This window comes from Pseudomonas sp. efr-133-TYG-5 (genome assembly GCF_030209175.1).
Classification (GTDB): domain Bacteria; phylum Pseudomonadota; class Gammaproteobacteria; order Pseudomonadales; family Pseudomonadaceae; genus Aquipseudomonas.
Genome location: NZ_JARVSM010000001.1, coordinates 2,269,839 through 2,296,280, shown reverse-complemented (window position 1 = coordinate 2,296,280; position 26,442 = coordinate 2,269,839). Strand labels below are relative to the sequence as shown.

Sequence of the window (26,442 nt, the reverse complement as noted above, 5' to 3'; positions counted from 1 at the left end):
GCCAGTGACACTCTGCTTGCAGCTTGAAGCTCGAGGCTCGCAGCTCAAACGGAAGGTTTGAAAATATGCGTTATATCAGTACTCGCGGCCAGGCCCCGGCCCTGAATTTCGAAGACGTCCTGCTCGCCGGTCTGGCGACCGACGGCGGTCTGTATGTCCCGGAAAACCTGCCACGTTTCACCCAGGAAGAAATCGCTTCCTGGGCCGGCCTGCCGTATCACGAGCTGGCTTTCCGGGTGATGCGCCCGTTCGTCACCGGCAGCATTCCGGATGCCGACTTCAAGAAAATCCTCGAAGAAACCTACGGCGTGTTCGCGCACAGCGCGGTGGCGCCGCTGCGTCAGCTCAACGGCAACGAATGGGTGCTGGAGCTGTTCCACGGCCCGACCCTGGCGTTCAAGGACTTCGCCCTGCAACTGCTCGGCCGCCTGCTCGACTACGTGTTGGAAAAGCGCGGCGAGCGCGTGGTCATCGTCGGCGCCACTTCCGGTGACACCGGTTCGGCTGCCATCGAAGGCTGCAAGCATTGCGAAAACGTCGACATCTTCATCCTGCACCCGCACAACCGCGTATCGGAAGTGCAGCGCCGGCAGATGACCACGATCCTCGGCGAGAACATCCACAACATCGCCATCGAAGGCAACTTCGATGACTGCCAGGAAATGGTCAAGGCCAGCTTCGCCGACCAGAGCTTCCTCAAGGGCACGCGCCTGGTGGCGGTGAACTCGATCAACTGGGCGCGGATCATGGCCCAGATCGTTTACTACTTCCACGCGGCGCTGCAATTGGGCGGCCCGGCGCGTTCGGTGGCGTTCTCGGTGCCGACCGGCAACTTCGGCGACATCTTCGCCGGTTACCTGGCCCGCAACATGGGCCTGCCGATCAACCAGTTGATCGTCGCCACCAACCGCAACGACATCCTGCACCGCTTCATGAGCGGCAACCAGTACGTCAAGGAAACCCTGCACGCCACGCTGTCGCCGTCGATGGACATCATGGTCTCGTCGAACTTCGAACGCCTGCTGTTCGACCTGCACGGTCGCAACGGGGCGGCCATCGCCGGGCTGATGGACTCGTTCCGCCAGGGCGGCGGTTTCAGTGTCGAGCAGGAGCGCTGGACCGAAGCACGCAAGCTGTTCGACTCGCTGGCCGTGGATGATGCGCAAACCTGCGAAACCATCGCCGACGTCTACGCGCAGACCGGTGAAGTGCTGGATCCGCACACTGCCATCGGCGTCAAGGCCGCGCGCGAATGCCGGCGCAGCCTGGACATTCCGATGGTGATCCTGGGTACGGCTCATCCGGTCAAATTCCCCGACGCAGTGGAACAGGCCGGTGTAGGAAAAGCTCTCGAGCTGCCTGCACATCTTTCTGATTTGTTTGCCAGAGATGAGCGCTGCACCGTGCTGCCGAACGAGCTGAAAGCCGTGCAGGCCTTTGTCAGCCAGCATGGCAATCGCGGCAAGCCGCTGTAAGCCGGCAGAAGCTGTCACATTTTGAAGCCCGTCTCCTGACGGGCTTTTTTGTTTCTGCTGCCACACTGCTCGGGTTTTCACCCTTGAAGGACGGGTGAGTCGATCACGAAGGAAGTGGCAATGCTGTTTGAAAGAGCAATGAAGGCGGCCCTCGGCCGGATGTTTTGGCTGGTGGCGCTGTTGGTCATCGGGCGCAGCGAGGCGGCGCAACTGGCGCTGCATGACCCGGCCCCGCCGAACGTCGCGCCCATCGAACTGGACGCGGCGGAGCGACAGTGGATCCGTGACCATCCCGAGGTCACCGTCGCGTCGGTGCAGTACCCGTTATACCTGTTCCAGGACGAACACGGTCACTGGAGCGGCCTGAACAACGATGTGCTGCGGCGCATCAGCGCGATGACCGGTCTGCAGTTCGTCTATCAGGAATCGTTTTCCACCGATCAGATGCTCGAACGCCTGGAAAGCGGCGCGGCGGACATCAGCACGACGCTGGCGATGAATGACGAGCGCAAGGCGTTCCTCGATTTCAGCCATGCCTTCGGCGGTGCCGGTTGGGTGTTTGTCGGCCGCGAGAGCGCGCCGCAGGTGCAGTCGCTCGAGCAACTGGCCCGGCGGGTGCTGGTCCTGCCGGCGCGGCATGCCCTGGAAGACACCATTCGCCGCGATTACCCGTCAATCGAACTGCGTTCGGTGAAGACCTACGCCGAGGCACGGGCGCTGGTCGAAAGCGGCGAGGCCGATGCGACCATTGAAAACGAGACCGGTGCCCAGCTCTATCCCTCGGGTCGGCTCAAGGTCGGGGCGCTGGTGGAGGGCAAGTGGGAGGCCGATCATCTGGCGGTGCGCAAGGGCCAGCCCGAGCTGCTGAGCATCCTCAACAAGGCCCTCGAAGCGTTTCCCGCCCGCGAGCTGCGCGCCATCCGCCTGAAGTGGCTGAGCGGGGTAGTGCCGGTGGCGGTGCCGACGTTCTGGCAGCGGCTCGCCCACTGGGGCTGCTGGGGCGTGTTGCTGCTCAGTGCATTCGGCCTGCTCTCGTTGCTGTGGAATCGCCGTCTGACCGCCGAGGTCAGACAGCGCTGCGCGGTCGAGCGACATCTGAGCGATCAGCTGGCGTTCCAGCGGGCGCTGGTCGATGCGATGCCCGATCCGTTGTTCGTTCGCGATCTGCAAGGGCGCCTGATCCTCTGCAACCGAAGCTACGAAGATGCCTTGTCGGTGCGTTTCGATCAGGTCCAGGGGCGTCTGCTGATCGAGGTCGACGCGTTGCCGGAGGCCACTGCGCGGTTGATCCACGGTGAGTTCATGAGCCAGTTGCGCACGCGCAAGACGCGTTTCACCAAGCGGCAGTTGCTGTTCAAGAGCGGGCCGCGCGAGGTGTATCAGTGGACGGTGCCGTTCTTCAGTGCCGACGGCGAGTTGCGCGGCCTGCTGGGTGGCTGGACGGATATCACCCAGCGCCGGACGGAAAGCGGCTGCCAATGTTCGCTCTGAAGTTCGGAAATATCCTATGCGCAGCGAGTCCTTTTCCGATGGGAGCCTAGGGCGGGCTGCCCTACAGTGGTCGGCAACTGCGGTGAGAGACCGCGATTGTCGCTGCAGAGGTCGCCATGCGCTCGCTCAAAGTCCTGATTCTTGAACCCAACCCCTTCCAGCTGATGGCCCTGCATCAGATGCTCAATGCGATCGGCATCTACGACGTGCTGACGGCGCCGTCGCTGCACGCGGCGCTGGCCTCGCTGGCGCGCCGCGGCACGATCGACATCGTGATCTGCGATCCGCAGGCCAGGGACGGCGAGGGCAGGGCGCTGATCCGCCATCTGGCGCTCGAGCAGCAGGCACAGGCGCTGATATTGCTGGGCAACGTGGCGGCGTGCCTGCCGGAGGAGCTGCGCGTATTGCTGCAGGATCACCCGCTGCGCCTGCTCGGGTGGCTGCACACGCCGGTCTCGGCGGTGCTGATGCGCGGATTGCTGGACGCGTACCTGCAGCAGCGCGATCAGCGCGTCGATGCCTGAACGCGTGGTGCTTTTTCTGTCATCTTTACCCGGCATGCTCTGAAAGACCGGTGACACTTCAGGGAGAAGCCCGAGGCGCAGAACTTTCTTCTCGGGCCGGTGGTCATTTACTGTGGACACGCCCCAGGCACTTCGTTTTCGGACTAATGAGTGGAGATCGAGATGGAAAGTATCAGTCTATTGCTCGGTGAGGCTCTAAGCCCGTATCAGGTGACGTTGACCCCTTGCGGTGCCCACGGCGAATGCCTGGTCACGCTGAAGAACAGCAACGGCGCCATTGTGGTGGAACGTGAATTCAACCAGACGCAGTTGACCGACAAACGCCAGCTGACCGATGTGGTCGATGGCTTGCATCGTGACGTGCTGATCGCCGAAGGCCGGCTTGAGCCTTGTGTGATCGCGGCATTGCGCAACGCGGCGGCTGACAAACTGCTGTCCGTCTGAACCTGATTTGTTTTTTGTGGGAACCTTCCTGCATCCCTGTCAGTCAGACCCCATAACAGCAGGATCAAGCATTGTGCTCCGGTGCTTGTCGCTTGCTGCTACGGGTCTTTGATATAGGCCACGTTTAACCCCGAGTCGTCTCCCCACTTCTCGGGGTTTCTTTTTGCCCGGCGTTCAGTGCGTGGCTTGCTGCTCGAAGAAGATTCGCGACTGTTCCAGGTAGTCGGCGCGCATCGGCGGGTCGAGCCAGTCGGCATACAGCTGATCCAGGTGTTGATGGGGCAAGGTACGCAGCACCTGGTTGATTTCGCTGATCGCCTGTCGCCCCTGTGGGGTATCGGAACAGCCGATGTAGCCGGACAGGTATTTGCCGGTGCCACGAATCGGCAGGAACGCCAACTCGTCTTCGCCGATCTGCGCCTGCTGTGCCTGGTAGCGGATTTCCGGCCAGTAACCCAACACCACCTGGAGTCGGCCCAGGCGCTGCATCTGCAACAGGCTGGCCAGGGCGTCGTTGCCATAGTGCGGGGTCAGCGCGTCGTCTGGGGCGTCCCGGAGCAACTGGTCGAGGTATTCGCCGTAACTGCGCTCGGCCACCACGCCGATCCTGTGGTCGCCGTGGGCCAGCAGCGCCGCCAGGTCGACCTCACCGTCGACCAGGAACGGCGCCAGCACCTCACGATCTTTCTGACGTATCACCAGGCCGTTACTGACCGCGCGAAAGGCCGGGGTGGAAAACGCGATCCATTGCGTGCGCTCCTTGCTCCAGATCAGCGAGGGGTCGCAGGTGAAAGAGCTTTCGTGAAGCATCTGCATGCCACGGGCGCGGTTGACGCGCATCAGGCTGTGTTCGTACTGGGGCATGCCGGCAATCAGCAGGGGCAGCATCTGGTCGATGACGCCCTGGCCTTTCTTCGGGCCTTCGAAAATCGTCAGGGGCGGCAGGTCGCGCAGCAGCCAGATCAGCGTCGGTTTTGCATCGACCCAGGCCGGCAGGACAAGCAGAAACAGCAGGCCGAACAGCCGCCACGTCCACCAGTGGTGGGCGCGGTTGCTGGCCGATGTCGGGTGCTGCTTCAGCTTAGATGGCTCCGTCTTCGCGCAACCGGGCGATCTGCTGTTCGTCGTAGCCAAGATCGTGGAGTACCTGCGCGTTGTGCTCACCCAGCTGCGGTCCGACCCATTCGGACGTGCCCGGTGTCTCAGAGAGTTTCGGCACGATGCCCGGCATCTTGAAGGGCTTGCCGTCCGGCAGTCTGGCGTGCAGGAACATTTCCCGCGCCAGGTACTGCGGGTCGTTGAACATGTCTTCGGCGCTGAAGATCCGGCTGGCCGGCACGTCAGCCTGATTGAGCCGTTCGAGCAGCGTTTGCAGCGGCAGCGAATTGACCCAGCGATCGATCACGCCGTACAGCTCGTCGCGGCGCGCGTCACGCCCGTCGTTGCTGGCCAGGCTCGGGTCGTTGGCCAGATCCTCGCGGCCGATGATCAGCATGAAACGCTTGAAGATCGCATCGCCATTGGCGCCGATCTGCACATGCTTGCCGTCGGCGCTGGTGTGGATCGATGACGGCGTGATGCCGGGCATGATGTTGCCGGTGCGCTCGCGGACAAAACCGAACACGTCGAATTCCGGCACCATGCTTTCCATCATGGCGAAGATCGCCTCATACAGCGCCACATCGACCACCTGGCCGAGACCGCCGTTGACCTCGCGATGCCGCAGCGCCATCAAGGCACCGATCACGCCCCACAGCGCGGCAATCGAATCGCCGATGGAGATTCCGGTGCGGACCGGCGGGCGATCCTCGAAACCGGTGATGTAGCGCAGGCCGCCCATGGATTCGCCGACCGCGCCAAAGCCCGGTTGATCCTTCATCGGCCCGGTCTGGCCGAAGCCCGACAGCCGCACCATGACCAGTTTCGGATTCAGGGCGTGCAGGGTTTCCCAACCCAGGCCGAGTTTTTCCAGCACACCGGGACGGAAGTTTTCGATCAGGATGTCCGCTTCGCCGAGCAGTTTTTTCAGGATGGCCAGGCCGTCGGGATGCTTGAGGTTGAGCGTCAGCGACTTTTTGTTGCGCGCCTGGACGAACCACCACAGCGAAGTGCCTTCATACAATTTGCGCCACTTGCGCAGCGGATCGCCGCCATCCGGCGATTCGACCTTGATCACGTCGGCCCCGAACTCGCCGCAGATGCGCGAGGCGAACGGCCCGGCGATCAAAGTACCCAATTCAATGACTTTCACACCGCTGAGCGGTTTGTTGGCGAACGGCATGCGGAATCCTGTAGGACAAGGCTGAGCGGATAGTGCGTTTTAACATAGCCGGCTGTCAGTCGCGCAAGGTTGATCGCCATCAATTCGTGGATTGCCTACGGCATCGGTTAGACTTGCCGACTTTCCCCGTATCAAGAAGCCCGTTCATGGCCCAGCCGTCCACTACCTATAAATTCGAACTGAACCTCACTGACCTCGATCGCAGCATCTACGAGAACGTGAAACAGACCATCGCCCGCCACCCTTCGGAAACCGAAGAGCGCATGACCGTGCGGTTGCTGGCCTACGCCTTCTGGTACAACGAGCAGCTGTCGTTCGGTCGTGGTCTGTCGGACGTGGATGAACCTGCGCTGTGGGAAAAGAGCCTGGATGACCGTGTCCTGCACTGGATCGAAGTCGGCCAGCCGGACGCCGAACGCCTGACCTGGTGCTCGCGCCGCACCGAGCGGACCAGCCTGCTGGCCTACGGCAGCCTGCGTGTCTGGGAAGGCAAGGTGATTCCGGCGATCAAGACCCTGAAAAACGTCAACATCGCGGCTGTTCCGCAGGAAGTCCTGGAAACCCTGGCCAAAGACATGCCGCGGGTTATCAAATGGGACGTGATGATCAGCGAAGGCACGATCTTCGTCACCGACGACCGTGGCCAGCACGAAGTGCAATTGACCTGGCTGCAGGGCGATCGCGGCTGAGTCCACGACGTTTTCCGAACATTCCCACGTATTCAAGAGAAGTCCCTGTCACCCCATGCGTATCGAACCTCGCCAGTTGCCCGCCACCCTGCCGTTTCTCGGTGACCTGCCACCGCTGCTGACCCGTTTGTACGCGGCGCGGGGCGTGCAGTCCGAGGCGGAACTGGACAAAAGCCTGGCGCGGCTGATCCCGTTCCAGCAGCTCAAAGGCATCGACGCTGCGGTGGATCTGCTGGTGACGGCGCTGGAGCAGCGTCAGCGCATCCTGATTGTCGGCGACTTCGATGCCGACGGCGCCACCGCCAGTACCGTCGGTGTGCTCGGCTTGCGCCTGCTCGGTGCCGCGCATGTCGATTACCTGGTGCCGAACCGGTTCGAATACGGCTACGGCCTGACTCCGGAAATCGTCGAAGTCGCACTGACCCGCGAGCCGCAGTTGCTGATCACCGTCGACAACGGCATCTCCAGTGTCGAAGGCGTGGCGGCAGCGAAACGCGCGGGGCTCAAGGTGCTGATTACCGACCACCACTTGCCCGGCGACGAACTGCCGCTGGCCGATGCGCTGGTCAACCCGAACCAGCCCGGCTGCGAATTCCCGAGCAAGGCGCTGGCCGGGGTCGGGGTGATTTTCTATGTCTTGATGGCCCTGCGCGCGCGCCTGCGCAGCCTCGGCTGGTACGAGCGCCAGCCGCAGCCGAACATCGGCGAACTGCTGGATCTGGTGGCGCTCGGCAGCGTCGCCGACGTAGTGCCGCTGGACGCCAACAACCGCATTCTGGTGCACCAGGGGCTGGAGCGGATTCGTGCCGGGCGCGCGCGGCCGGGGATCAAGGCGATTCTCGAAGTGGCCAAGCGCGAGGCTTCGCGCATCACCTCCACCGACCTCGGATTCATTGTCGGCCCGCGCTTGAACGCGGCGGGACGCCTGGATGACATGAGCCTGGGCATCGAATGCCTGCTGACCCAGGACGCGGCTCTGGCGCGGGAGATGGCCGCGCAACTGGACGGCATGAACCAGGACCGCAAATCCATCGAGCAGGGCATGCAGCGCGAAGCGCTGGCCCAGCTCAAGGACTTGCCGGTCGAGTCGATGCCGTTCGGCCTGTGCCTGTTCGATCCGGAATGGCACCAGGGGGTGATCGGCATCCTCGCCTCGCGGATGAAAGAGCGTTACTTCCGCCCGACCATCGCGTTCGCCGATGCCGGCGACGGCTTGCTCAAGGGCTCGGGGCGTTCGGTGCAGGGTTTCCACATTCGCGATGCGCTGAGTGTGGTGGCGGCGCAACACCCGAATCTGATCACCAAGTACGGCGGCCACGCGATGGCGGCCGGTCTGACCTTGCCGCAGGAGAATTTTCCGCTGTTCGCCGAGGCATTCGATGCGGAAGTGCGTAGGCAGCTTCGCGAAGAAGACCTCACCGGGCGGCTGTTGTCGGACGGCACGCTGGCGGTCGAGGAGTTCCATCTGGAACTGGCCCGCGCGCTGCGTCACGCCGGCCCGTGGGGCCAGCATTTCCCGGAGCCGTTGTTCCATGGCGTGTTCCAGTTGGTCGAGCAACGGGTGGTCGGCGAGCGACACCTCAAAGTGGTGCTGAAAAGCGAATGCGGTTCGGTGAAACTCGACGGTATCGCTTTCGGTATCGACCGTGATGTCTGGCCCAATCCGACCATTCAGTGGGTCGAGCTGGCCTACAAACTCGACGTCAACGAATTCCGCGGCAATGAAACCGTGCAGTTGATGATTGCCCACATCGAACCGCGCTGACCCCTTCGCGCGCAGGCTTGCTCCCACAGGCACGGTGTTGTCTTTGTGGGAGCGAGCCTGCTCGCGAAAGCACCCTTTCACACACTGAATCACTCTGAACCCTCCCTCATCCCCTGTTGTCGACTAGGCTCTAAGCACTGCTTGATTGGCCTTGTGACGTCTTGTCGAATTTTTTGCCCGCGGGGGCGGGTGCTGTACCTTTTCCTGTCACTCGTCGACTTTTCAAACAGAACCCTGGAGCCTGCCCACTGATTCGAGAGGTGCCCCATGAGTCTGCTGCTTGAACCTTTTACCCTGCGCCAACTGACCCTGCCCAACCGCATTGCCGTCTCACCGATGTGCCAGTACTCGAGCGTCGACGGCCTGGCCAACGACTGGCATCTGGTGCACCTGGGCAGCCGCGCCGTGGGCGGCGCCGGCCTGGTATTTACCGAAGCCACGGCGGTCACGGCTGACGGGCGGATCACCGCCGAAGACCTCGGCCTGTGGAATGACGAACAGATCGCGCCGTTGCAACGCATTACCCGTTTCATCACTGCCCAGGGTGCGGTCGCCGGCATCCAGTTGGCGCACGCCGGACGCAAGGCCAGTACCCATCGCCCGTGGATCGGCAAACATGGCAGCGTCAAACCGGACGATGGCGGGTGGACGCCGGTCGGGCCTTCGCCGATTGCTTTCGATCCACAACACACACAACCGAAACAGCTGGATGAGGGGCAGATCGCCGAGGTCATCCAGGCATTCGTCGATGCCGCCAAACGTGCACTGACCGCGGGGTTCAGTGTGGTCGAAGTGCATGCCGCTCACGGTTATCTGTTGCACCAGTTTCTGTCGCCACTGAGTAATCAGCGTCGTGACCAGTACGGTGGTTCATTCGAAAACCGCGTCCGCCTGGTGCTCCAGGTGACCGAAGCTGTGCGCGCTGTGTGGCCGCAGGAGTTGCCGGTGTTCGTCCGCGTATCGGCCACCGATTGGGTCGAGGACGGCTGGAACCCGGATGAAACCGTGGAGCTGGCCCGGCGCCTGAAGGCCCTGGGGGCCGATCTGATCGACGTGTCGTCCGGTGGCACGGCCGCCAACGCCGAGATCCCGGTCGGCCCGGGTTATCAGACTCGGTTCGCCGAACGGGTGCGCAAGGAGTCGGGCATCGCCACTGGCACCGTCGGCATGATTACCGAGCCGGCGCAGGCCGAGCACATCCTGCGCACCTGCCAAGCCGACATCATCTTCCTCGCCCGCGAGCTGCTGCGTGATCCGTACTGGCCGTTGCACGCTGACGATGACCTGGGTGGGCGCAAAGCGGTTTGGCCGGCGCAGTATCAGCGTGCGACCCATCGTGATCAGCCGATCCATGAATCTGACCTGCGCGATTGATTTCAAACCGGCGCAACGTCTATAAAACCCGCCATTGAACCGGCGGGTTTTTTCTTGTCTGCCGTGATGACAGGGACGTGAAGCATGTTGATCGAACGAGAACTGACCGAACACGATTTGCCGCTGCTGGCGCAGATTGACCGCAGCGAGCTGGTCGAAGAATGTTACCGGTTGGAAAACGGTGAGCTGATTCTGTATCCGGTGCATTTCGACATGCGTGGTTGGCCGGAAGGGGAGGCCGAGGAAAATGCGTTGGCGCTGGCGAAGTGTCTACGGCGAGGTGGTTGGCTGTATGGGGCTTTCGCTGGGCAGGCGTTGGTCGCAGCGGTGGTTGTGGATAACCGGGTTATTCACAATCAGGGGCTGAGCATGCGTCAGCTGAAGTTCCTGCACATCAGCCGCGACTACCGGGGACAGGGGCTGGGGGCGAAGTTGTTGGCGCTGGCTTGTGCGCAGGGGCGGCGGTTCGGTGCCGAGGCTTTGTATGTTTCGGCCACCGAGTCGCGCAATACCGTGGATTTCTATCAGCGTCAGGGCTGTCGGTTGGTTGAACAAGCGGATCCTGAGCTGTTCGATCTGGAGCCCTGCGATATCCATCTATTTTTGCCGCTGACCTGACTGACGCCATCGCCGGCAAGCCAGCTCCCACAGGTTCGGTGCCGGACACAGGTTTTGTGATCGACATCTACCACTGTGGAGCTGGCTTGCCAGCGATGAGGCCTGAGCAGACGCTAGATAGCCTTCAAGGATACTTGCGCTTGTCCGGTGCCGGCGGGAAGTACTGGTACAACCAGGTCTCGCTCAACGTGCGGTCATTGGTGCGGATGAACAGGCGCAGTTCGACGGGCTCGACGCTGTCGTTGGTCGGGTACCAGTCGAACAGGATCCGGTAACCCTTGATGTCGTCCAGCACCAGCACGCTGAAGTCCTGCACCTTGCCGTTCGAGCAGGTCACCACCGGTTCGATGCCGGTGCCCTGCGGCAGGCGCTCCAGGCCGCCACCCGTGAAGTCCACGGCAAAGCGGCGGGCCCAGACCGGCGGGTAATGCTCGCCCGGTGCCCAGCCTTCGGTGAAGCCGCCCATGCCCGAGCGGGTGGCGTGCACCCGCGCCAGCGGCGTGCCGACCGGCGGCAGGGCGCTCCAGTAGAGCTTGTAGCCATAGTTCAGCGAGTCGCCGGCGGCCACCGGTTTTTTCGGTGTCCAGAACGCGACGATGTTATCGAGGGTTTCGCCGGTGGTGGGAATTTCCAGCAGATCGATAGAGCCTTCGCCCCACGCGGTTGTCGGTTCTACCCACAGGCTCGGGCGCTTGCTGTACCAGTCGACGGTGTCCTGGTAATTGGCGAATTCGTGGTCGGTCTGCACCAGGCCGAAACCTTTCGGGTCGGTGTCGGCGAAGGCGTTGAATTGCAACGTTGCCGGGTTGTTCAGCGGGCGACAGATCCATTCGCCGTTGCCGCGCCACATGGCCAGGCGATCCGAATCGTGGATCTGCGGGTGGATGGTGTCGCACATGCGGCGTTCGTGGGTGCCGCAGCTGAACATGCTGGTCATCGGCGCGATGCCCAGCTGTTCGATGGCGGTGCGCGCATTGATGTGGGCGTCTATTTCCATCACCACGCGTTCGGCCTGGCAATCGATGTCGAAGCGATAGGCACCCGTGGCGCTGGGCGAGTCGAGCAGGGCGTAGACGACGAAGCGGGTCGCATTCTGATCCGGGGTCTCGAACCAGAACTTGGTGAAATCCGGAAACTCCTCGCGCTTCTTGGCGTAGGTGTCGACGGCCAGGCCGCGCGCCGACAGGCCATATTGGCCAGTGGCGTCCACCGCGCGGAAGTAGCTGGCACCGAGGAATGACACGACGTCATGGCGATCCAGCTCCGGCGCCTTGAACAGCTTGAAGCCGGCAAAGCCGAGGTCGCCCTTGAGTTGCTGGGTATCGACCGAGGTGTTCTCGTAATTGAACAGTGTCGGGCGGAAATGCACCTCGCGCGCCGTGCGACTTTTCGGGTCGACGCTGTACATGCGCACCGGTTGGCGGAAGCCCATGCCGACGTGGAAGAACTGCACGTCGAGCTGGCCCTTGTTCTCTTTCCACAGCGAATGATCGCCGTCGTAGCGGATCGCGTTGAAATTCTGCGGGGTCATCGTCGCCAGGGTCGGCGGCAGCACCTGTTTGCTGTCCTGATAGGCCGTTCCGGCCAGTTGCTTGGCCTGGCGCTTGAGCGTTTCGAAATCGAAGGCCTGGGCTTCACCGTCGGCGGCACCGCCGGAGGCGGCCCAGGCGCGGGCGGCCAACAGGCCGGAGGCGGAAAGACCGGTGTAAGCCGCAATGGCCATAGACGCTTTGAGCAAATTCCTGCGGTGCATAAGTACAACCTGTCGTGGACAATCCCGCGCCGTTCCTGGCACGTACTGGATCAGAAATTACGGTTCGGACAAGCCTTCGGCCAAACGCTACGGACTATTAACAGATGCCGGCTAGCTTAAACGGTTCGCCGACTTTGCAAAATTCGTAGATCACACGGCGACAGCGTCTCAATGAAACAAGACGTTACGGTTAATTCTCCGACAGGACTTTCTGATTTAGAGGGCATTTCTGCTTTTTTCGACTAATTACTCTAAAAATCGCTTTCCAGCGCCGATTAAATTTCTATCCTATGGACATCACCGGTTCGACTTTCAGGCCGGTACAGCTCAAATCGCTGCTGAAGGGAGCAGGGCGATGCGGTTTTCCAGAAATTCTTTGACGTATTAGAGAAGGACATCGTCCATGGCAAAAGTACAAGGCATCACAGAAATGTTGGGCATTTTCCCCTGCCTTTCCAACGCCCGGCGAAGGCGCCGGCTCAGTCCCGATGAACTGAAACTGGTGGAGCGTTATCGGGAATTGTCGGAAAGCGACCGGATAGCGATGCGCTACCTGGTGGATGCGATGAGGAGTGTTTCGCGGTTCTAGGGAGGTGAACAGCCAGCCGTACTTGCTACGGCTGGTTTACCAATTTTCTGGTTGTTCTGCGCGCTGGTGCAGAATTCTCAAGACCTGGATCTGGCCATCCTCCAGGCGATATGGCGCAATGAATGGATAACGGGTCAGCACCAGTTCGCGTGTATCCGGCACGACTGAAGGCCGGCCTGAACCCGGAAATTGCTTCAATTGGTCAAACGCTCCAAGAATGGAGTTCACGACACCAAACGCTGGATTGGCACCCAAGATGCCTTGGTAATACTCAAAAATTGTTTCGAGATCGTTTTCAGCTCGTTCAGTCAGTACTACGTTCGGCACGTTTTGCCCACTTAGCCTTCACGGCATCCAGATCGGTAAGATTTCCAGCATCGGCATCAGCAATCCCCTCGCTGATGGCTTGCAGATGCCAAGACTCCGCTTCCACATATCTAACCAACGCACGCTTGAGATGGTACTGGCGGTCCCGGTCAGTGGCCGCGGCCAATTGATCCAATTGTTGAGCGAGCAATTCTTCGACGCGGAAGGATAAAACGGGCGAGGCCATGGAAGATCTCCTGCGTGTGTATACGCTGTAAACGACGTAGACACCCTAGGCCGCAATAACATCGGCGTCAACCAGTCAGAGTGCGAGGTTGAGGAAAACTCTAGTGGACTTGAACGCCGCTGGAAGACGGGATGTGTTGCGAAATGCTTGGTTAATACCCCGGTGACCTAATCGCCGCCGGGGCAAAGCCACTGACTTTCAGAGTCAGCCGCAAGAGCGCGGCGCTGGATACGGCTGCTGTACTTGCACCAATTCCGGCATATCACGCCATTTCACCCAAGCCTGTTGTTGCCAGTGCAGCAGCGGCACGGTGACGCCGGCCCAATGCACTGAACTCAGGCTCGGGCAGTTTTCTGCTGTCGCTGAGCTGGTCTCCCGCAGGATGGGAATGACTTCATTACTCAGCCATTGGCGCAGGTTGCGGTTTTCCGGGATGAAATGATGAACCAGCAGCGCATACATGCCGGATTCGCTGACCATTGGTGTCTCGACAACTTTGCCGTACTTGCGCAGGCGGACGATGCGGCGTTGGTCGGGGTCGAGTTTCAGGGTGACGCGTGGGTTCAAAGGATGGCCCGTCATGTGGCCCAGATCCTGAGTGCAGAACCAGGCTTGGTGATCGAGTAGGAGGGCGTGGAGGAAGCGGTTGTGCCGGGTGAAGACGGTGGGAGTGAAATATTCAGTATTTGGAATGTGAGTAGGTGCTGGAATGAGATGACTTCCGTTTCGAGTCGGAAAGTCGCCACCAACTCTTCGAAAAGTTGGGTGGCGAACCGAGTGGCGTTCGAAGTCGGGTTACTTCCTGTCGAAACGGAAAAGGCGGAAGGCCCGCGCCACACGGCCCGCCATAACGCAGAACTGAAGTTGCAAAGCAGCCGCAGTTCAATGGGGGCACGCAAGCACCGTTTTGACAGATTTCCGGCTTCGACCCCGGGCCGCTGATTGGGCAGCGACGGGATAAAGCCTATCGGTCAGGCGCTAGCGGCGCCAAGTCTACTCTGCCGACGGATGTTGTAGGAATTGCAGCTATTTCAAGAAGGGCGGATCTGTAGGAGTTTCCTGTATTTGCCGTGAGCTTACGAAAGCTCCACTTCTCCCCGTGAATTTCCTATATCTATCCAACTGAAAGCGATTACTGCGGTGACCTGGAGCAGACCATTGAACAAACACAGCAAGGACAGCCGTCCGAAAGCTCCTGAAGATTGTTTCGACAAGGTGCGCGGAAAAGCGGATATCAAATGGGGTACCGACGATTTGATGGTTTTGCTTCGCGGAGACGATGCCGATCAAGCCCCGGAATCAAACAACGATGCCGGGGCTATTCGTATCAGCGACTAACTTTCCAGGCATCCCCAGCCGGCGCCTTCCCATGGTCATATGGCTTGCCGATCCACATATAAACCAGCCCCAGACCAATAACGATCGCCGTGCTCAGCACCATCGCGTAGTTGATGTACCACGCGGCATCCGGGGTACGTGGCCAAGCCATGTTGATGATTGCGCCGACGCCGTACACCAGCGCGCCGATGTTCACCGGCCAGCCCCAGGCGCCGAGGGTGAATTTTCCGCTCGGTTTCCAGCCTTTGCTGCGGGCGTACAGCGCAGCGAGGACGATCATCTGGAACGCCAGGTAGATGCCGATGGCGGCGAAGCTGACGATGGTGGCGACGGCGTCTTGCAGGAAGAAGCCGAGGGCGATGATCAGCGCGGGCAGGACGCCGGAGACGAATAGTGCGGCCACAGGCACTTGGGTCGTAGGAGAAATCTTTTTCAGCAGTCGGCTGCCGATGACCATTTCATCGCGAGCGTAGGAATACAGCAGACGACTCGCCGCCGCTTGCAGGCTGATGACGCAGGAGATGAAGGAAATCATCACCACGCCCATCACCACTTTCGAGCCGATCGGGCCGAAGGCGTTGTTGAGGATGGTGGTGACCGGGTCCTTGTCGGTGCCGTTGATCACCGCTTGCATGTCCGGCACGGCGAGGATCAGCGCCAGGCAGGCGAACATCGCCGCGATGCCGCCGATGTAGATGGTCATGCGCATGGCCACGGGGATTTTTGCGCTGGGATTCGGGGTTTCTTCGGCCACATCGCCGCAGGCTTCGAAGCCGTAGTAGAGGAACATCCCCGCCAGTGACGCGGTGAGGAATGCCGGCAGGTACGAGCCGTCGACGCGGATGTCGAAGGTGTTGAACAGCACGCCGAGCGGCTGATGGCGTTCGAAGATCAGCAGGTAGACGCCGACGATCACCGCGCCGACCAGCTCGCAGAGAAAGCCGAACATGGCAATGCGCGCCAGCACTTTGGTGCCGCTCAGATTGACCAGGGTCGCGAACAGCGTCAGCACCAGGGCGATGACGATATTGGTGTTGTTGCTCGGCTCAAACCCGAGCATCGCCGCCAGGTACGGACCGGCGCCGACGGCCACCGCCGCGATGGTCACGCAGAGGGCGATGGAGTAGATCCAGCCGACCATCCACGCCCATTTCTTGCCGACCAGACGGCGTGCCCATGGGTACACGCCGCCGGAGATCGGGAACTGCGAGACCACTTCGCCGAAGATCAGGCACACCAGCAATTGGCCGCAACCGACCAGCAGGTAGGCCCAGAACATCGGTGGTCCGCCGGCCGCCAGGCACAGGCCGAACAGGGTATAAACGCCTACGACTGGTGACAGATAAGTGAAGCCCAGGGCGAAGTTTTCCCACAGGCTCATGCTGCGGTTGAAGTTGGAGGTGTAGCCGAGTTGGCGCAGTTGTTCGGCATCGCTGTCGGCAACGGCGGCTGAGAGTTCGGGTGAGGCACTCATGGGTATTTGCTCCGTGAAATCGGCAGATTTCGGATGGCCGAGGCCGTGGCGGGGCTTTGCGGGCGCCGCCCGGGTCGGTTGTTATTGTTGTGGAATCCTGGTGGTGCGTAGTGCCGGTTTCCTTCCTGAAACCGAGGTAACGCCTTCGCTGGCAAGCCAGCTCCCACAAGAGCTGCACTGAGCTGAGTGGGAGCTGGCTTGCCAGCGATGCTTTTAGTGTTTGAACATCACATGCCGCACCGTGGTGTAGTCCTCCAGCCCGTACATGGACATGTCCTTGCCATAGCCGGACAATTTCTGACCACCGTGGGGCATTTCGCTGACCAGCATGAAGTGCGTGTTGACCCAGGTGCAGCCGTACTGCAACCGCGCGGACAGGCGATGGGCGCGGCCGACATCCGCCGTCCACACCGAGGAGGCGAGGCCGTAGTCGGAATCGTTGGCCCACTCCAGCGCCTGCGCTTCATCGGTGAACTTGGTCACCGACACCACCGGCCCGAACACTTCGCGGCGGACGATTTCGTCGTCCTGCTGGGCATCGGCCAGCACCGTCGGTTCAAAGAAGAAGCCATTGCCCTCGACGGCCTTGCCGCCCGTGATCAGGCGGATGTGCGGCTGGGCCACGGCACGCTCGACGAAGCCGGCCACACGGTCACGGTGCTGCGCGGTGATCAGCGGCCCCAGTTCGGTGGCCGGATCGTCCTGCACGCCATACTTGATGCTGCCGACCGCCGCGCCGAGTTTCTCGACAAACTTGTCGTAAATGCCCTGCTGCGCGTAGATCCGGCACGCGGCGGTGCAGTCCTGGCCGGCGTTGTAGAAACCGAAGGTGCGGATACCTTCGACGGCGGCATCGATATCGGCATCATCGAAGATGATCACCGGTGCCTTGCCACCCAGCTCCATGTGCATGCGTTTGACACTGTCGGCGGTGCTGGAAATGATGTTCGAACCGGTGGCGATGGAGCCGGTCAGCGACACCATGCCCACTTTCGGGTGGGTGACCAACGGGCTACCCACGCTAGGCCCACGACCGAACACCAGGTTGAGTACACCGGCCGGGAAAATTTCCGACGCCAGTTCGGCCAGGCGCAACGCGGTCAGCGGGGTTTGTTCCGACGGTTTGAGCACCACGGTATTACCTGCCGCCAGCGCCGGAGCGATTTTCCAGGCGACCATCATCAACGGGTAGTTCCACGGCGCGATGGACGCGATCACGCCCACCGGGTCGCGGCGAATCATCGAAGTGTGGCCCGGCAAGTATTCACCGCCCGCCGAACCGCTCATGCAGCGGCTGGCGCCGGCGAAGAAACGGAACACGTCGGCGATTGCCGGAATCTCGTCGTTCAGCGCGGCGCTGTAGGGCTTGCCGCAGTTGTCCGACTCCAGTTTGGCCAGTTCTTCGCCGTGGGCTTCGATGGCGTCGGCGAGCTTGAGCAGCAGCAGCGAACGGTCTTTCGGCGCGGTCTGCGACCACTCGGCGAACGCCGCGTCGGCGGCGCGCACGGCGGCATCGACCTGGGCCTCGCTGGCCTCGTTGATTTCCACCAGCACGGCGCCGAGCGCCGGGTTGAGCACCGGTTGCGCCGGGCCTTCGCCATTGACCAGATGGCCGTTGATCAAGAGTTTGGTTTGCATGTCTGTCGTCCTCTCTAACGCTTTTATTGTTCTGGCCGAATCGAGAACCCTGTGGGAGCGAGCCCGCTCGCGAAAGCGCTGTGTCAGTCGCCATCAATGTCGGATGTGACGGCCGCTTCGCGAGCAGGCTCGCTGCCAATGGGAAATTTTGCTGTCTGTCAGATATTCATTTTCCGCCACTGCCGGCGACACTCTCGCCACCCCGGGTCAGGTAATACGCGCCGAGAATCGGCAGCATGGTGACCAGCATCACCAGCATCGCTACGACGTTGGTCACCGGCACATCCCGTGGGCGACTCAGTTGATTGAGCAGCCACAGCGGCAAGGTGCGCTCATGCCCGGCAGTGAAGGTGGTGACGATGATTTCATCGAACGACAGCGCAAACGCCAGCATGCCGCCGGCCAGCAGCGCCGAGCCGAGGTTGGGCAGGATGATGTAGCGGAAGGTCTGCCAACCGTCGGCACCGAGGTCCATCGAGGCCTCGATCAGACTGTGCGAGGTGCGGCGCAGGCGGGCGATGACGTTGTTGTAGACGATCACCACGCAGAAGGTCGCGTGGCCGACGATGATGGTGAACATCCCGGGTTCGATTCCCAGCGTCTTGAACGTCGCCAGCAGCGCGATGCCGGTGATGATCCCGGGCAGGGCGATCGGCAGGATCAGCATCAGCGAAATGCCCTGTTTGCCGAAGAAGTCGCGGCGATACAACGCGGCTGAAGCCAACGTGCCGAGCACCATCGCGATCAGCGTGGCGATCGCGGCAATCTGCAGCGACAGCTTGATCGCTTCCAGCACGTCCGGCCGGGAAAACGCCACGCTGAACCAGTGCAGGGTCAAGCCTTTCGGCGGAAAGCTGAAGGCGGCTTCCTCGGTGTTGAAGGCGTAGAGGAAGATGATCAGGATCGGGAAGTGCAGAAACACCAACCCGCCCCAGGCTGCGATCTTCAAGCCAATGGAGGCTTTCTCAGAGTGCATCGAAGGCCCCCAGACGTTTGACGATGGACAGGTAAACCGCGATCAGCACGATCGGCACCAGCGTGAACGCGGCGGCCATCGGCATGTTGCCGATTGCACCTTGCTGCGCGTAGACCATGCTGCCGACGAAGTAGCCCGGCGGGCCGACCAGTTGCGGCACGATGAAGTCGCCGAGGGTCAGCGAGAAGGTGAAGATCGAACCGGCAGCAATCCCCGGCACCGACAGCGGCAGGATCACCTGCATGAAGGTCTGGCGCGGCTTGGCGCCGAGGTCGGCGGAAGCCTGCAGCAGCGACGGTGGCAAACGCTCCAGCGAGGCCTGGATCGGCAGGATCATGAACGGCAGCCAGATGTAGACGAACACCAGAAAGCGCCCCAGGTGCGAGGTCGACAAGGTGCTGCCGCCCACGCCGGGAAGCCCCAGGATGAACTGCAGCAGCGGCTCCAGCCCCAGGTGCTGGACGAACCATTGCGCCACACCGCCCTTGGCCAGCAGCAATGTCCAGGCATAGGCCTTGACGATGTAGCTGGCCCACATCGGCAGCATCACCGCGATGTAGAAAAACGCCTTGGTCTTGCCCGTGGTGTAGCGCGCCATGTAGTAGGCAATCGGGAACGCGACGATGGCGCTGGCGATCGACACGACAATCGCCATGCTCAGCGTGCGCAGGATGATGTCGAAGTTCGACGGCTGGAACAGCGCGGCGAAGTTGGCCAGGGTCAGGTCAGGCGTGACCGCCATGGTGAAGTCGTCGAAGGTGTAGAAACCCTGCCACAGCAGCACCAGCAGCGAGCCGAGATAGATCGCGCCGAACCACAGCAGCGGCGGCACCAGCAACAGCGACAGGTACAGGTTCGGCTTGCGGTAGAGCAGGTTGGAAAAGCGCCGCAGCGGCGAGCGGCCGGCCGGCGTCCGGGTCATGGCGAGCGTGCTCATGTCACACCCCGCTCGCCACGGTGTCGTGCAGCGGGATCATCGCTTCCCGTGCCCAGCGTGCGCTCAGGCGCTGACCGGTCTGGTGCTGCGCGCTGCTGTCGAGCCACTGGTTATTGGCCTGGCTGATGCTCAGGGTCTGGCCGTTTTCCAGGGTCAGCTCGTAGCGAGTGGCGCTGCCCTGATACTGGATGTCGTGGAGCAGGCCGCTGACCTCGATTTCATGGCTGGCCAAGGGGCCATCAGCAAACCGCACATGCTCCGGACGAATCGAAAACGGCTGCGGATGGCCGCTGAGCTGACGGGCCAGATCGCCACGGATCACGTTCGACGTGCCGACGAATTCGGCGACGAAGGTGGTGTTCGGCCGCATGTAAAGGTTGCGTGGTGTGTCGACCTGTTCGATGCGGCCCTTGTTGAACACGGCCACACGGTCGGACATCGACAGCGCCTCGGTCTGGTCGTGGGTGACGAAGATGAAGGTGATGCCGAGCTGGCGTTGCAGCTTCTTCAATTCGCTCTGCATCTGCTCGCGCAGTTTCAGGTCGAGCGCGCCCAGCGGCTCGTCGAGCAACAGCACCCGCGGGCGGTTGACCAAGGCGCGCGCGAGGGCGACGCGCTGGCGCTGGCCACCGGACAGCTGCACCGGTTTGCGCGCGCCGTAACCGCCGAGCGCGACCATGGCCAACGCCTCTTCGGCGCGCTGGTGGCGCTCACTTTTGTTCACGCCTTTGACCTTCAGGCCATAGGCAACGTTGTCCAGCACGTTCATGTGCGGGAACAGCGCGTAATCCTGAAACACGGTGTTGACGTCACGTTGATACGGCGGCAGGCCGGCCGCTTCGGCGCCGTGGATACGGATCGAGCCGGCGCTCGGTTGTTCGAACCCGGCGATCAGGCGCAGGCACGTGGTCTTGCCCGAGCCGGAAGGACCGAGCATGGAAAAGAACTCGCCGTCCTGGATATCGATGGAAACCCGGTCAACGGCCTTCACCTCGCCGAACTGCCGGGAAACGTTGCTGAACTGGACTGCAAGCGTCATGGTGCGGTGCTCCGAAAAGGCGAAGGCCGGCGCAGCGGCCCTGCCTGGACTTCTGAAAAACAGTGTTCGAGTTGATCGTTCCCACGCCGAACCGTCTGCGTGGGAATGCAGTCCGTGACGCCCTGCGTCAGCTCAGGCGCATGGACGCGGAGCGTCCGGTGATGCATTCCCACGCAGACGGTTCGACGCCTCGACGTGGGAACGATCGCTGTGTGATGACTACCTGCCGCCCATGATCGCGATGTAGTCCTGGGTCCAGCGGCTGTACGGCACGAATTTGCCGCCTTCGGCCTGCGGGGTTTTCCAGAAGGCGATCTTGTCGAACTGATCGAACCCGTTGGTCTTGCAGCCCTCGGCGCCGAGCAGTTCGCTCTCCTTGCACGCCGCTGGCACCGCCGGTAATGAACCGAACCACGCCGCCACGTCACCCTGGACTTTCGGCTGCAGCGACCAGTCCATCCACTTGTAGGCGCAGTTCGGGTGCTTGGCCTCGGCGTGCAGCATGGTGGTGTCGGCCCAACCGGTAGCGCCTTCTTTCGGGATGGTCGAGGCGATCGGCTGTTTCTCGTTGATCAGGCCGTTGACCTGATACGGCCACGCGCTCGACGCCACCACGCCTTCGTTCTTGAAGTCGCTCATCTGTACCGTGGTGTCGTGCCAATAGCGGTGGATCAACGGCTGCTGCTGGCGCAACAGCGCAAGTACCGCCTTGTACTGATCTTCGGTCAGTTGGTAGGGATCCTTGATCCCCAGCTCAGGTTTGGCGGTCTTCAGGTACAGCGCCGCGTCGGCGATGTAGATCGGGCCGTCGTAGGCCTGCACGCGGCCCTTGTTCGGCTTGCCGTCGGGGAGGTTCTGCGCGTCGAACAGCACGTTCCAGCTGGTCGGCGGCGTCTTGAACACGTTGGTGTTGTACATCAGCACGTTCGGGCCCCACTGATACGGGGTGCCGTAGGTCTGATTGTTGACCTCGTACCACGGCGCATCTTTCAGCCGTGGATCGAGGGTTTTCCAGTTCGGGATCAAAGCGGTGTTGATCGCTTGCACGCGCTTGCCGACGATCAGGCGCAACGAGGCATCGCCCGAAGCGGTGACCAGATCGTAACCACCCTTGGCCATCAGGCTGACCATCTCGTCAGAGGTCGCGGCGGTCTTGACGTTGACCTTGCAGCCGGTTTCCTTCTCGAAACCGCTCACCCAGTCGTAGGCCTTGTCGCTCTCGCCACGTTCGATGTAGCCCGGCCAGGCCACGATATCCAGCTGACCCTCGCCGGCGCCGACCGCCTTCAGCGGCTCGGCAGCTTGCAGGCTGGCGCTGGCCAGCAACGCCGTGGTGATTGCACTGAGCAGTGCGGTCTTGTGCACGAACATGGTTGAACCCTCTTCTTTAAATTATGGTCGGGGCAGTTGTGAACGCGGTGCAGCATGCCGTTGGCGGCTTGTTATTAGCGTAGTCAGAGATGCTGGCCATGCCGGGCCATGATGTGCCGCACCACGCTGTAGTCCTGCAGCGAGTCACTGGATAAGTCTTTGCCGTATCCGGAACGTTTCAGCCCGCCGTGGGGCATTTCGCTGACCAGCATGAAATGGCTGTTGATCCAGGTGCAGCCGTACTGAAAGCGGGCGGCGACCTGCATTGCCTTGTCCAGATTCTGCGTCCACACCGACGAGGCGAGGCCGTATTCGGAGTCGTTGGCCCAGTCCACCGCTTGCGCCAGTTCGTCGAAGCGTGTCACGGTGACCACCGGGCCGAACACTTCGCGCTGGACGATTTCATCGCTCTGCTTGCAACCGGCCAGCAACGTCGGCTGGTAGAAGAACCCGGCGCCGGAGTGCACTGCCGCGCCGGTCACGCGTTCGATGTGCGGCTGGCCGAGGGCGCGTTCGACGAAACTGGCGACGCGGTCGCGTTGGCGGGTGCTGATGAGCGGGCCGATCTCGTTGTCGGCATCGCGCTTGCCAGCGAAGCGCAGGCTGCTGACCGCCGCGCCGAGTTCGGCGACCAATTTGTCGTGAATGCCTGCCTGGGCGTAGATCCGGCAAGCAGCGGTGCAGTCCTGCCCGGCGTTGTAGTAACCGTAGGTACGCACGCCGTCGACCACCGCTTGAATATCCGCGTCGTTGCAAACAATCACTGGGGCTTTGCCGCCGAGTTCCAGGTGCGTGCGTTTGAGGGTTTTCGCTGCGGCCTGGAGGATCTTCTGCCCGGTGACGATATCGCCGGTCAGCGAGACCATGCGCACTTTGGCGTGGCCGACCAGATGGCTGCCGACGCCTTCACCGCCACCGCAGATGATGTTGATCACCCCACGCGGCAGGATCTCGGCGAGTGCTGGCGCCAGGGCGAGGATCGACAGCGGCGTATGTTCAGAGGGCTTGAATACCAGCGTGTTGCCGGCGGCGAGGGCCGGGGCGATCTTCCACGCGGCCATCATGATCGGGTAGTTCCACGGCGCAATCGACGCCACCACGCCAATCGGATCGCGGCGCACCATGCTGGTGTAGCCCGGCAGGTATTCGCCGCTGAGCTGGCCGGTCTGGCAGCGCACGGCGCCGGCAAAGAAGCGGAACACGTCGACCGTCGCGCTGAGGTCATCCTGGCGGGCCAGGTGCAGCGGCTTGCCGCAGTTCAGCGCTTCGAGGCGAGCGAGGTAATCGGCGTGTTTCTCGACGGCGTTGGCGATGTCGAGCAACAGGTTGGCGCGTTGTTGCGGCGTGGTGCGCGACCATTCGGCGAAGGCGTGGTGGGCAGCGAGAATGGCGGCTTCGACTTGCTCGGTGCTGGCCTCGGCGATGTGGGTGAGGACCTCACCGGTGGCCGGGTTGAGGATCGGTTCGACGAAACCTTGCCCGGCGACCAGTTCGCCGTCGATCAACAACGCGGTACACATCGGGGTCTGCACGCCAGCCATTTTCCTCGATCTCTTTTCTTGTGTGGTCATTGTCGCTCCCGTGACCGGGAGCCGACCGTCTTATAGATGCAGCAAGACTAGTGTGCGGCTCCGAGGTCGACAAATTCTAAATACTGAAGGTGGCATTCGATTAAATAGATGGCTTGCGTCCGCCGTGCGGCTGCTCGCGTGCGACGGTCAGGAAGGGGTCGACCAGCGCCGGTCGCGCCGTGCCTCGCCGCCACGCTAGGCCGACATCCAGGGTCTGGCTGAGGTCGGCAATCGGCCGCGCTTCGATGATGTCGCCTTCGAGCGACCATGGGCGGTAAGTCATGTCCGGCTGGATTGATACACCCAGACCTGCTGCGACGAGGCTTCGCACCGCTTCGGTAGAGGCGGTGCGCAGGGTGATTTTCGGTTGCAGCCCGGCGCCGCGCCAAAGTCTTTGGGCGTTGCGATCCATTTCGTCGACGTTCAGTTGAATCAGCGGCTCGCGAGCGACGTCGGCGAGGTTGATGCTGTCGTGTTCCAGCAGCGGATGCTGGGCCGGCAGCCACAGACGATGCGGTGAATGGGTCAGCACTTCGGTTTGCAAGGCGTGGCGATCTTCGAGGTTGGACAGGATCAGCACGCCGACATCGATCTCGCCGCTGACCAGCAGATGCTCGATGTAGGGCCGCTCGTCCTCCATTACCCGGATCTCGACATTGGGGTAGGCGCGTTGAAAACGCGTGAGCAGATCCGCCAGGTAATAACCGGCCACCAGGCTGGTCACGCCGACGATCAGTTGCCCGGCGACCTGATCGGTGCTCTGTTGCAGGCTGCGCTTGGCGTTATCCACGGTGGCGAGAATCAGGTGCGCCTGGCGCAGGAACTGATGGCCCTGATGGGTCAGGGTCATGCCCTTGGCGTGGCGGCTGAACAGGCTGACGCCGATTTCCTCTTCCAGTTGCTGAATGGCGAGGGTCAGGGTCGATTGGGAAATAAACGCGGTTTGCGCGGCGGCGGAAATCGAGCCGGTCTCGGCCACCGCGATGAAGTGGCGGATCTGACGCAGGGTCATCATGAGGAGGGTACCCGGTGGGCGGTTTTTATAGATTGGCCTGAGTGTATATCTATTTTCACGAAGGGCTGCTGCAGGCGGAGCAACATCTGGAAGCACACTCGCAAGCAGAGGCGGGGCACTTTCGAACTAGGCTGAGGGCCTTACTGATCCGGATAACCCCTGTTTTGGAGGCGGAACATGAACACCCGTGGATTGCTCGATCAACTGCTCAAGTCCGGCCAGGAAATGCTGCAAAACAAGGCTGGCGGGGCGCAAAACAAACCGGCTGGCGGTGGGCTCGGCGGTTTGCTGGGCGGCGCTTCCGGCGCCAACGGCCTCGGCAGCCTGCTCTCCGGTGCCGGCGGCGGTGCCCTGGCGGCCGGCGCCATGGGTCTGCTGCTGGGTAACAAGAAGGTCCGCAAGGTGGGCGGTAAAGTCGCCCTCTATGGCGGCCTCGCCGCACTGGGCGTGATCGCCTACAAAGCCTACGGCAACTGGAACGCCCAGAAAGGCACCGCCCCGCAGAGCGAACCGCAAACCCTGGATCGCCTGCCGCCGGCGCAAGTCGAACAACACAGCCAGGCCATCCTCAAAGCCCTGGTCGCCGCCGCCAAGGCTGACGGTCATATCGACGACCGCGAACGCCAACTGATCGAAGGTGAATTCACCAAGCTCGACAACGATCAGGAACTCAATCACTGGCTTCACGCCGAGCTCAACAAGCCCCTGGACCCCACCGACGTCGCCCGCGCGGCCAGCACGCCGGAGATGGCCGCGGAGATGTACGTCGCGAGCGTGATGATGGTCGATGAGGAGAACTTCATGGAGAAGAGCTATCTGGATGAACTGGCGCGGCAGTTGAAGCTGGAGCCGGGGTTGAAGATGGAGTTGGAGAGGCAGGTGAGGGTGGCGTTGGTGTAGAAGTGTTATTTATGATTCTGTGGTGGGAGAGGCTTGCTCCCACCATCTTTCTCAAATTGTATTGAGTTAATCTTTCATGGCTGACTTGAAGAAAGTCATGAAATCTTGTCCCAGAGAAAAATCTTTTAAATTTTGGAGGTTTTATCATTTAATTCGGAGCTTGGGTGCGCCCATTGACGTTCTTGTATAGGTTGGACCACTCATTATTTGTCTCGCGCATGGCTTTCATGCTGTGTCGATTATCCAGATAACGTCGTACGGGTTTCCCCAAGCCGTTGTGCCAGCTATGAAAGGAGTAAAAACAAAGAAGAATAAAATAACTAACATGATGTTGGTGATCATTACCTGTGCTGGGAATATTTTCCCTGAGTTTGTAGTTCCAAGGTCTAAGTAAGTTTCATTTTTTTCCAAAATGCTTCCATTGAAATCAAGTGGAGGCTGCCCGGTGGGGAACGGTAGTGGAGAAAGAAATAATACTTTCCCTGTCGGAAACGCAACCGTACTTCCAGCGGCCGCTCGCTCACCGGTAATGTCAAAATTTTGGTTTTTCTTTTTGTTGGTCATCAAGTTCTATCTTTATTGGTAGATGGTCCCGGAGTGTGTTAGTGGTGTCACTCGATATTGCCA

The 26,442-nt window shown here is 61.4% G+C and carries 26 protein-coding genes; 11 read left to right on the top strand and 15 right to left on the bottom strand.

All coding sequences use genetic code 11. From position 1 onward, the window contains the following. Positions 1 to 65 precede the first annotated feature (65 nt). The 4 genes from thrC to QRN70_RS10455 all read left to right on the top strand — a co-directional run bounded on the left by thrC (position 66) and on the right by QRN70_RS10455 (position 3,934). A complete protein-coding gene (gene thrC, locus QRN70_RS10470; RefSeq protein WP_285417499.1) occupies positions 66 to 1,475 on the top strand; it encodes a threonine synthase in 1,410 nt (469 codons plus the stop codon). 120 nt (positions 1,476 to 1,595) lie between these two features. Then, positions 1,596 to 2,966: a transporter substrate-binding domain-containing protein gene (locus tag QRN70_RS10465; protein WP_285417497.1), complete on the top strand. Its 1,371-nt coding sequence runs from the start codon at positions 1,596 to 1,598 to the stop codon at positions 2,964 to 2,966. 116 nt (positions 2,967 to 3,082) lie between these two features. Then, positions 3,083 to 3,490 carry a response regulator gene (locus QRN70_RS10460; protein ID WP_285417496.1) on the top strand — a complete coding sequence of 136 codons (408 nt, stop codon included), beginning with the start codon at positions 3,083 to 3,085 and terminating at the stop codon, positions 3,488 to 3,490. A 162-nt stretch (positions 3,491 to 3,652) separates the two neighbouring features. Then, positions 3,653 to 3,934, top strand: coding sequence for a DUF3509 domain-containing protein (locus tag QRN70_RS10455; RefSeq protein WP_285417495.1), 282 nt, complete (start codon positions 3,653 to 3,655; stop codon positions 3,932 to 3,934). Positions 3,935 to 4,108: 174 nt separating this feature from the next. On the opposite strand, the gene QRN70_RS10450 is transcribed toward QRN70_RS10455, so the two are convergent. Both QRN70_RS10450 and QRN70_RS10445 read right to left on the bottom strand, forming a co-directional pair. Continuing rightward, positions 4,109 to 5,068 carry a TIGR02285 family protein gene (locus QRN70_RS10450; RefSeq protein ID WP_285417494.1) on the bottom strand — a complete coding sequence of 320 codons (960 nt, stop codon included), beginning with the start codon at positions 5,066 to 5,068 and terminating at the stop codon, positions 4,109 to 4,111. Beyond that, complete coding sequence (locus QRN70_RS10445; protein ID WP_285417492.1) at positions 5,016 to 6,215, bottom strand: CaiB/BaiF CoA transferase family protein; 1,200 nt, start codon at positions 6,213 to 6,215, stop codon at positions 5,016 to 5,018. The genes QRN70_RS10450 and QRN70_RS10445 overlap by 53 nt, the downstream gene beginning before the upstream one ends. 146 nt (positions 6,216 to 6,361) lie before the next feature. Between QRN70_RS10445 and QRN70_RS10440 the strand changes: the two genes are divergently transcribed. The 4 genes from QRN70_RS10440 to QRN70_RS10425 all read left to right on the top strand — a co-directional run bounded on the left by QRN70_RS10440 (position 6,362) and on the right by QRN70_RS10425 (position 10,661). Continuing rightward, the gene (locus tag QRN70_RS10440; RefSeq protein ID WP_285417490.1) at positions 6,362 to 6,904 is read left to right on the top strand and encodes a YaeQ family protein; all 543 of its coding nucleotides are present in this window, start codon (positions 6,362 to 6,364) and stop codon (positions 6,902 to 6,904) included. 55 nt (positions 6,905 to 6,959) lie between these two features. Then, positions 6,960 to 8,669 (top strand): single-stranded-DNA-specific exonuclease RecJ, encoded by a 1,710-nt coding sequence (recJ, locus tag QRN70_RS10435; RefSeq protein ID WP_285417488.1) that lies wholly within the window; start codon positions 6,960 to 6,962, stop codon positions 8,667 to 8,669. Between the two features lie 267 nt (positions 8,670 to 8,936). Beyond that, entirely contained in the window at positions 8,937 to 10,043 is a 1,107-nt protein-coding gene (locus tag QRN70_RS10430) for an NADH:flavin oxidoreductase/NADH oxidase (RefSeq protein ID WP_285417486.1), read from the top strand. Positions 10,044 to 10,127: 84 nt separating this feature from the next. Then, a complete protein-coding gene (locus QRN70_RS10425; protein ID WP_285417484.1) occupies positions 10,128 to 10,661 on the top strand; it encodes a GNAT family N-acetyltransferase in 534 nt (177 codons plus the stop codon). A gap of 124 nt (positions 10,662 to 10,785) precedes the next feature. Here the strand turns inward: QRN70_RS10425 and QRN70_RS10420 are convergent, their stop codons facing one another. Beyond that, positions 10,786 to 12,414 (bottom strand): glucan biosynthesis protein D, encoded by a 1,629-nt coding sequence (locus QRN70_RS10420; protein WP_285417483.1) that lies wholly within the window; start codon positions 12,412 to 12,414, stop codon positions 10,786 to 10,788. A gap of 403 nt (positions 12,415 to 12,817) precedes the next feature. Between QRN70_RS10420 and QRN70_RS10415 the strand changes: the two genes are divergently transcribed. After that, positions 12,818 to 13,003 carry a hypothetical protein gene (locus tag QRN70_RS10415; protein WP_285417481.1) on the top strand — a complete coding sequence of 62 codons (186 nt, stop codon included), beginning with the start codon at positions 12,818 to 12,820 and terminating at the stop codon, positions 13,001 to 13,003. Between the two features lie 36 nt (positions 13,004 to 13,039). Here QRN70_RS10415 and QRN70_RS10410 read toward each other — a convergent pair whose 3' ends face one another. The 3 genes from QRN70_RS10410 to QRN70_RS10400 all read right to left on the bottom strand — a co-directional run bounded on the left by QRN70_RS10410 (position 13,040) and on the right by QRN70_RS10400 (position 14,267). Next, positions 13,040 to 13,330, bottom strand: coding sequence for a type II toxin-antitoxin system RelE/ParE family toxin (locus tag QRN70_RS10410; RefSeq protein ID WP_108559753.1), 291 nt, complete (start codon positions 13,328 to 13,330; stop codon positions 13,040 to 13,042). Continuing rightward, on the bottom strand, positions 13,308 to 13,556 hold the full coding sequence (locus tag QRN70_RS10405; RefSeq protein WP_039769579.1) for a CopG family ribbon-helix-helix protein: 249 nt from the start codon (positions 13,554 to 13,556) through the stop codon (positions 13,308 to 13,310). Before QRN70_RS10405 ends, QRN70_RS10410 begins: the two co-directional genes overlap by 23 nt. Before the next feature lie 204 nt (positions 13,557 to 13,760). Further along, entirely contained in the window at positions 13,761 to 14,267 is a 507-nt protein-coding gene (locus QRN70_RS10400) for a BRO-N domain-containing protein (protein ID WP_285418076.1), read from the bottom strand. 447 nt (positions 14,268 to 14,714) lie between these two features. Between QRN70_RS10400 and QRN70_RS10395 the strand changes: the two genes are divergently transcribed. Continuing rightward, positions 14,715 to 14,894 (top strand): hypothetical protein, encoded by a 180-nt coding sequence (locus QRN70_RS10395; protein WP_285417480.1) that lies wholly within the window; start codon positions 14,715 to 14,717, stop codon positions 14,892 to 14,894. Here QRN70_RS10395 and QRN70_RS10390 read toward each other — a convergent pair. From QRN70_RS10390 to QRN70_RS10355, 8 genes are all read right to left on the bottom strand, one after another. Then, complete coding sequence (locus tag QRN70_RS10390) at positions 14,884 to 16,368, bottom strand: APC family permease (protein ID WP_285417478.1); 1,485 nt, start codon at positions 16,366 to 16,368, stop codon at positions 14,884 to 14,886. The genes QRN70_RS10395 and QRN70_RS10390 overlap by 11 nt on opposite strands. Before the next feature lie 213 nt (positions 16,369 to 16,581). Next, complete coding sequence (locus QRN70_RS10385; protein WP_285417477.1) at positions 16,582 to 18,006, bottom strand: gamma-aminobutyraldehyde dehydrogenase; 1,425 nt, start codon at positions 18,004 to 18,006, stop codon at positions 16,582 to 16,584. Between the two features lie 166 nt (positions 18,007 to 18,172). Next, positions 18,173 to 18,982 carry an ABC transporter permease gene (locus QRN70_RS10380; RefSeq protein WP_285417476.1) on the bottom strand — a complete coding sequence of 270 codons (810 nt, stop codon included), beginning with the start codon at positions 18,980 to 18,982 and terminating at the stop codon, positions 18,173 to 18,175. Further along, a complete protein-coding gene (locus QRN70_RS10375) occupies positions 18,972 to 19,919 on the bottom strand; it encodes an ABC transporter permease (RefSeq protein WP_285417474.1) in 948 nt (315 codons plus the stop codon). The genes QRN70_RS10380 and QRN70_RS10375 overlap by 11 nt, the downstream gene beginning before the upstream one ends. Before the next feature lies 1 nt (position 19,920). Next, on the bottom strand, positions 19,921 to 20,958 hold the full coding sequence (locus tag QRN70_RS10370) for an ABC transporter ATP-binding protein (RefSeq protein WP_285417472.1): 1,038 nt from the start codon (positions 20,956 to 20,958) through the stop codon (positions 19,921 to 19,923). A 219-nt stretch (positions 20,959 to 21,177) separates the two neighbouring features. Beyond that, a complete protein-coding gene (ydcS, locus tag QRN70_RS10365; RefSeq protein ID WP_285417471.1) occupies positions 21,178 to 22,329 on the bottom strand; it encodes a putative ABC transporter substrate-binding protein YdcS in 1,152 nt (383 codons plus the stop codon). A gap of 83 nt (positions 22,330 to 22,412) precedes the next feature. After that, entirely contained in the window at positions 22,413 to 23,870 is a 1,458-nt protein-coding gene (locus QRN70_RS10360) for a gamma-aminobutyraldehyde dehydrogenase (RefSeq protein WP_285418074.1), read from the bottom strand. 130 nt (positions 23,871 to 24,000) lie between these two features. After that, the gene (locus QRN70_RS10355) at positions 24,001 to 24,915 is read right to left on the bottom strand and encodes a LysR family transcriptional regulator (protein WP_285417469.1); all 915 of its coding nucleotides are present in this window, start codon (positions 24,913 to 24,915) and stop codon (positions 24,001 to 24,003) included. A 177-nt stretch (positions 24,916 to 25,092) separates the two neighbouring features. On the opposite strand from QRN70_RS10355, the gene QRN70_RS10350 reads away from it, so the two are divergent. Continuing rightward, the gene (locus tag QRN70_RS10350; RefSeq protein WP_285417467.1) at positions 25,093 to 25,815 is read left to right on the top strand and encodes a tellurite resistance TerB family protein; all 723 of its coding nucleotides are present in this window, start codon (positions 25,093 to 25,095) and stop codon (positions 25,813 to 25,815) included. Between the two features lie 225 nt (positions 25,816 to 26,040). Here QRN70_RS10350 and QRN70_RS10345 read toward each other — a convergent pair whose 3' ends face one another. Beyond that, positions 26,041 to 26,379, bottom strand: coding sequence for a hypothetical protein (locus tag QRN70_RS10345; protein WP_285417466.1), 339 nt, complete (start codon positions 26,377 to 26,379; stop codon positions 26,041 to 26,043). Between the last annotated feature and the right edge of the window lie 63 nt (positions 26,380 to 26,442).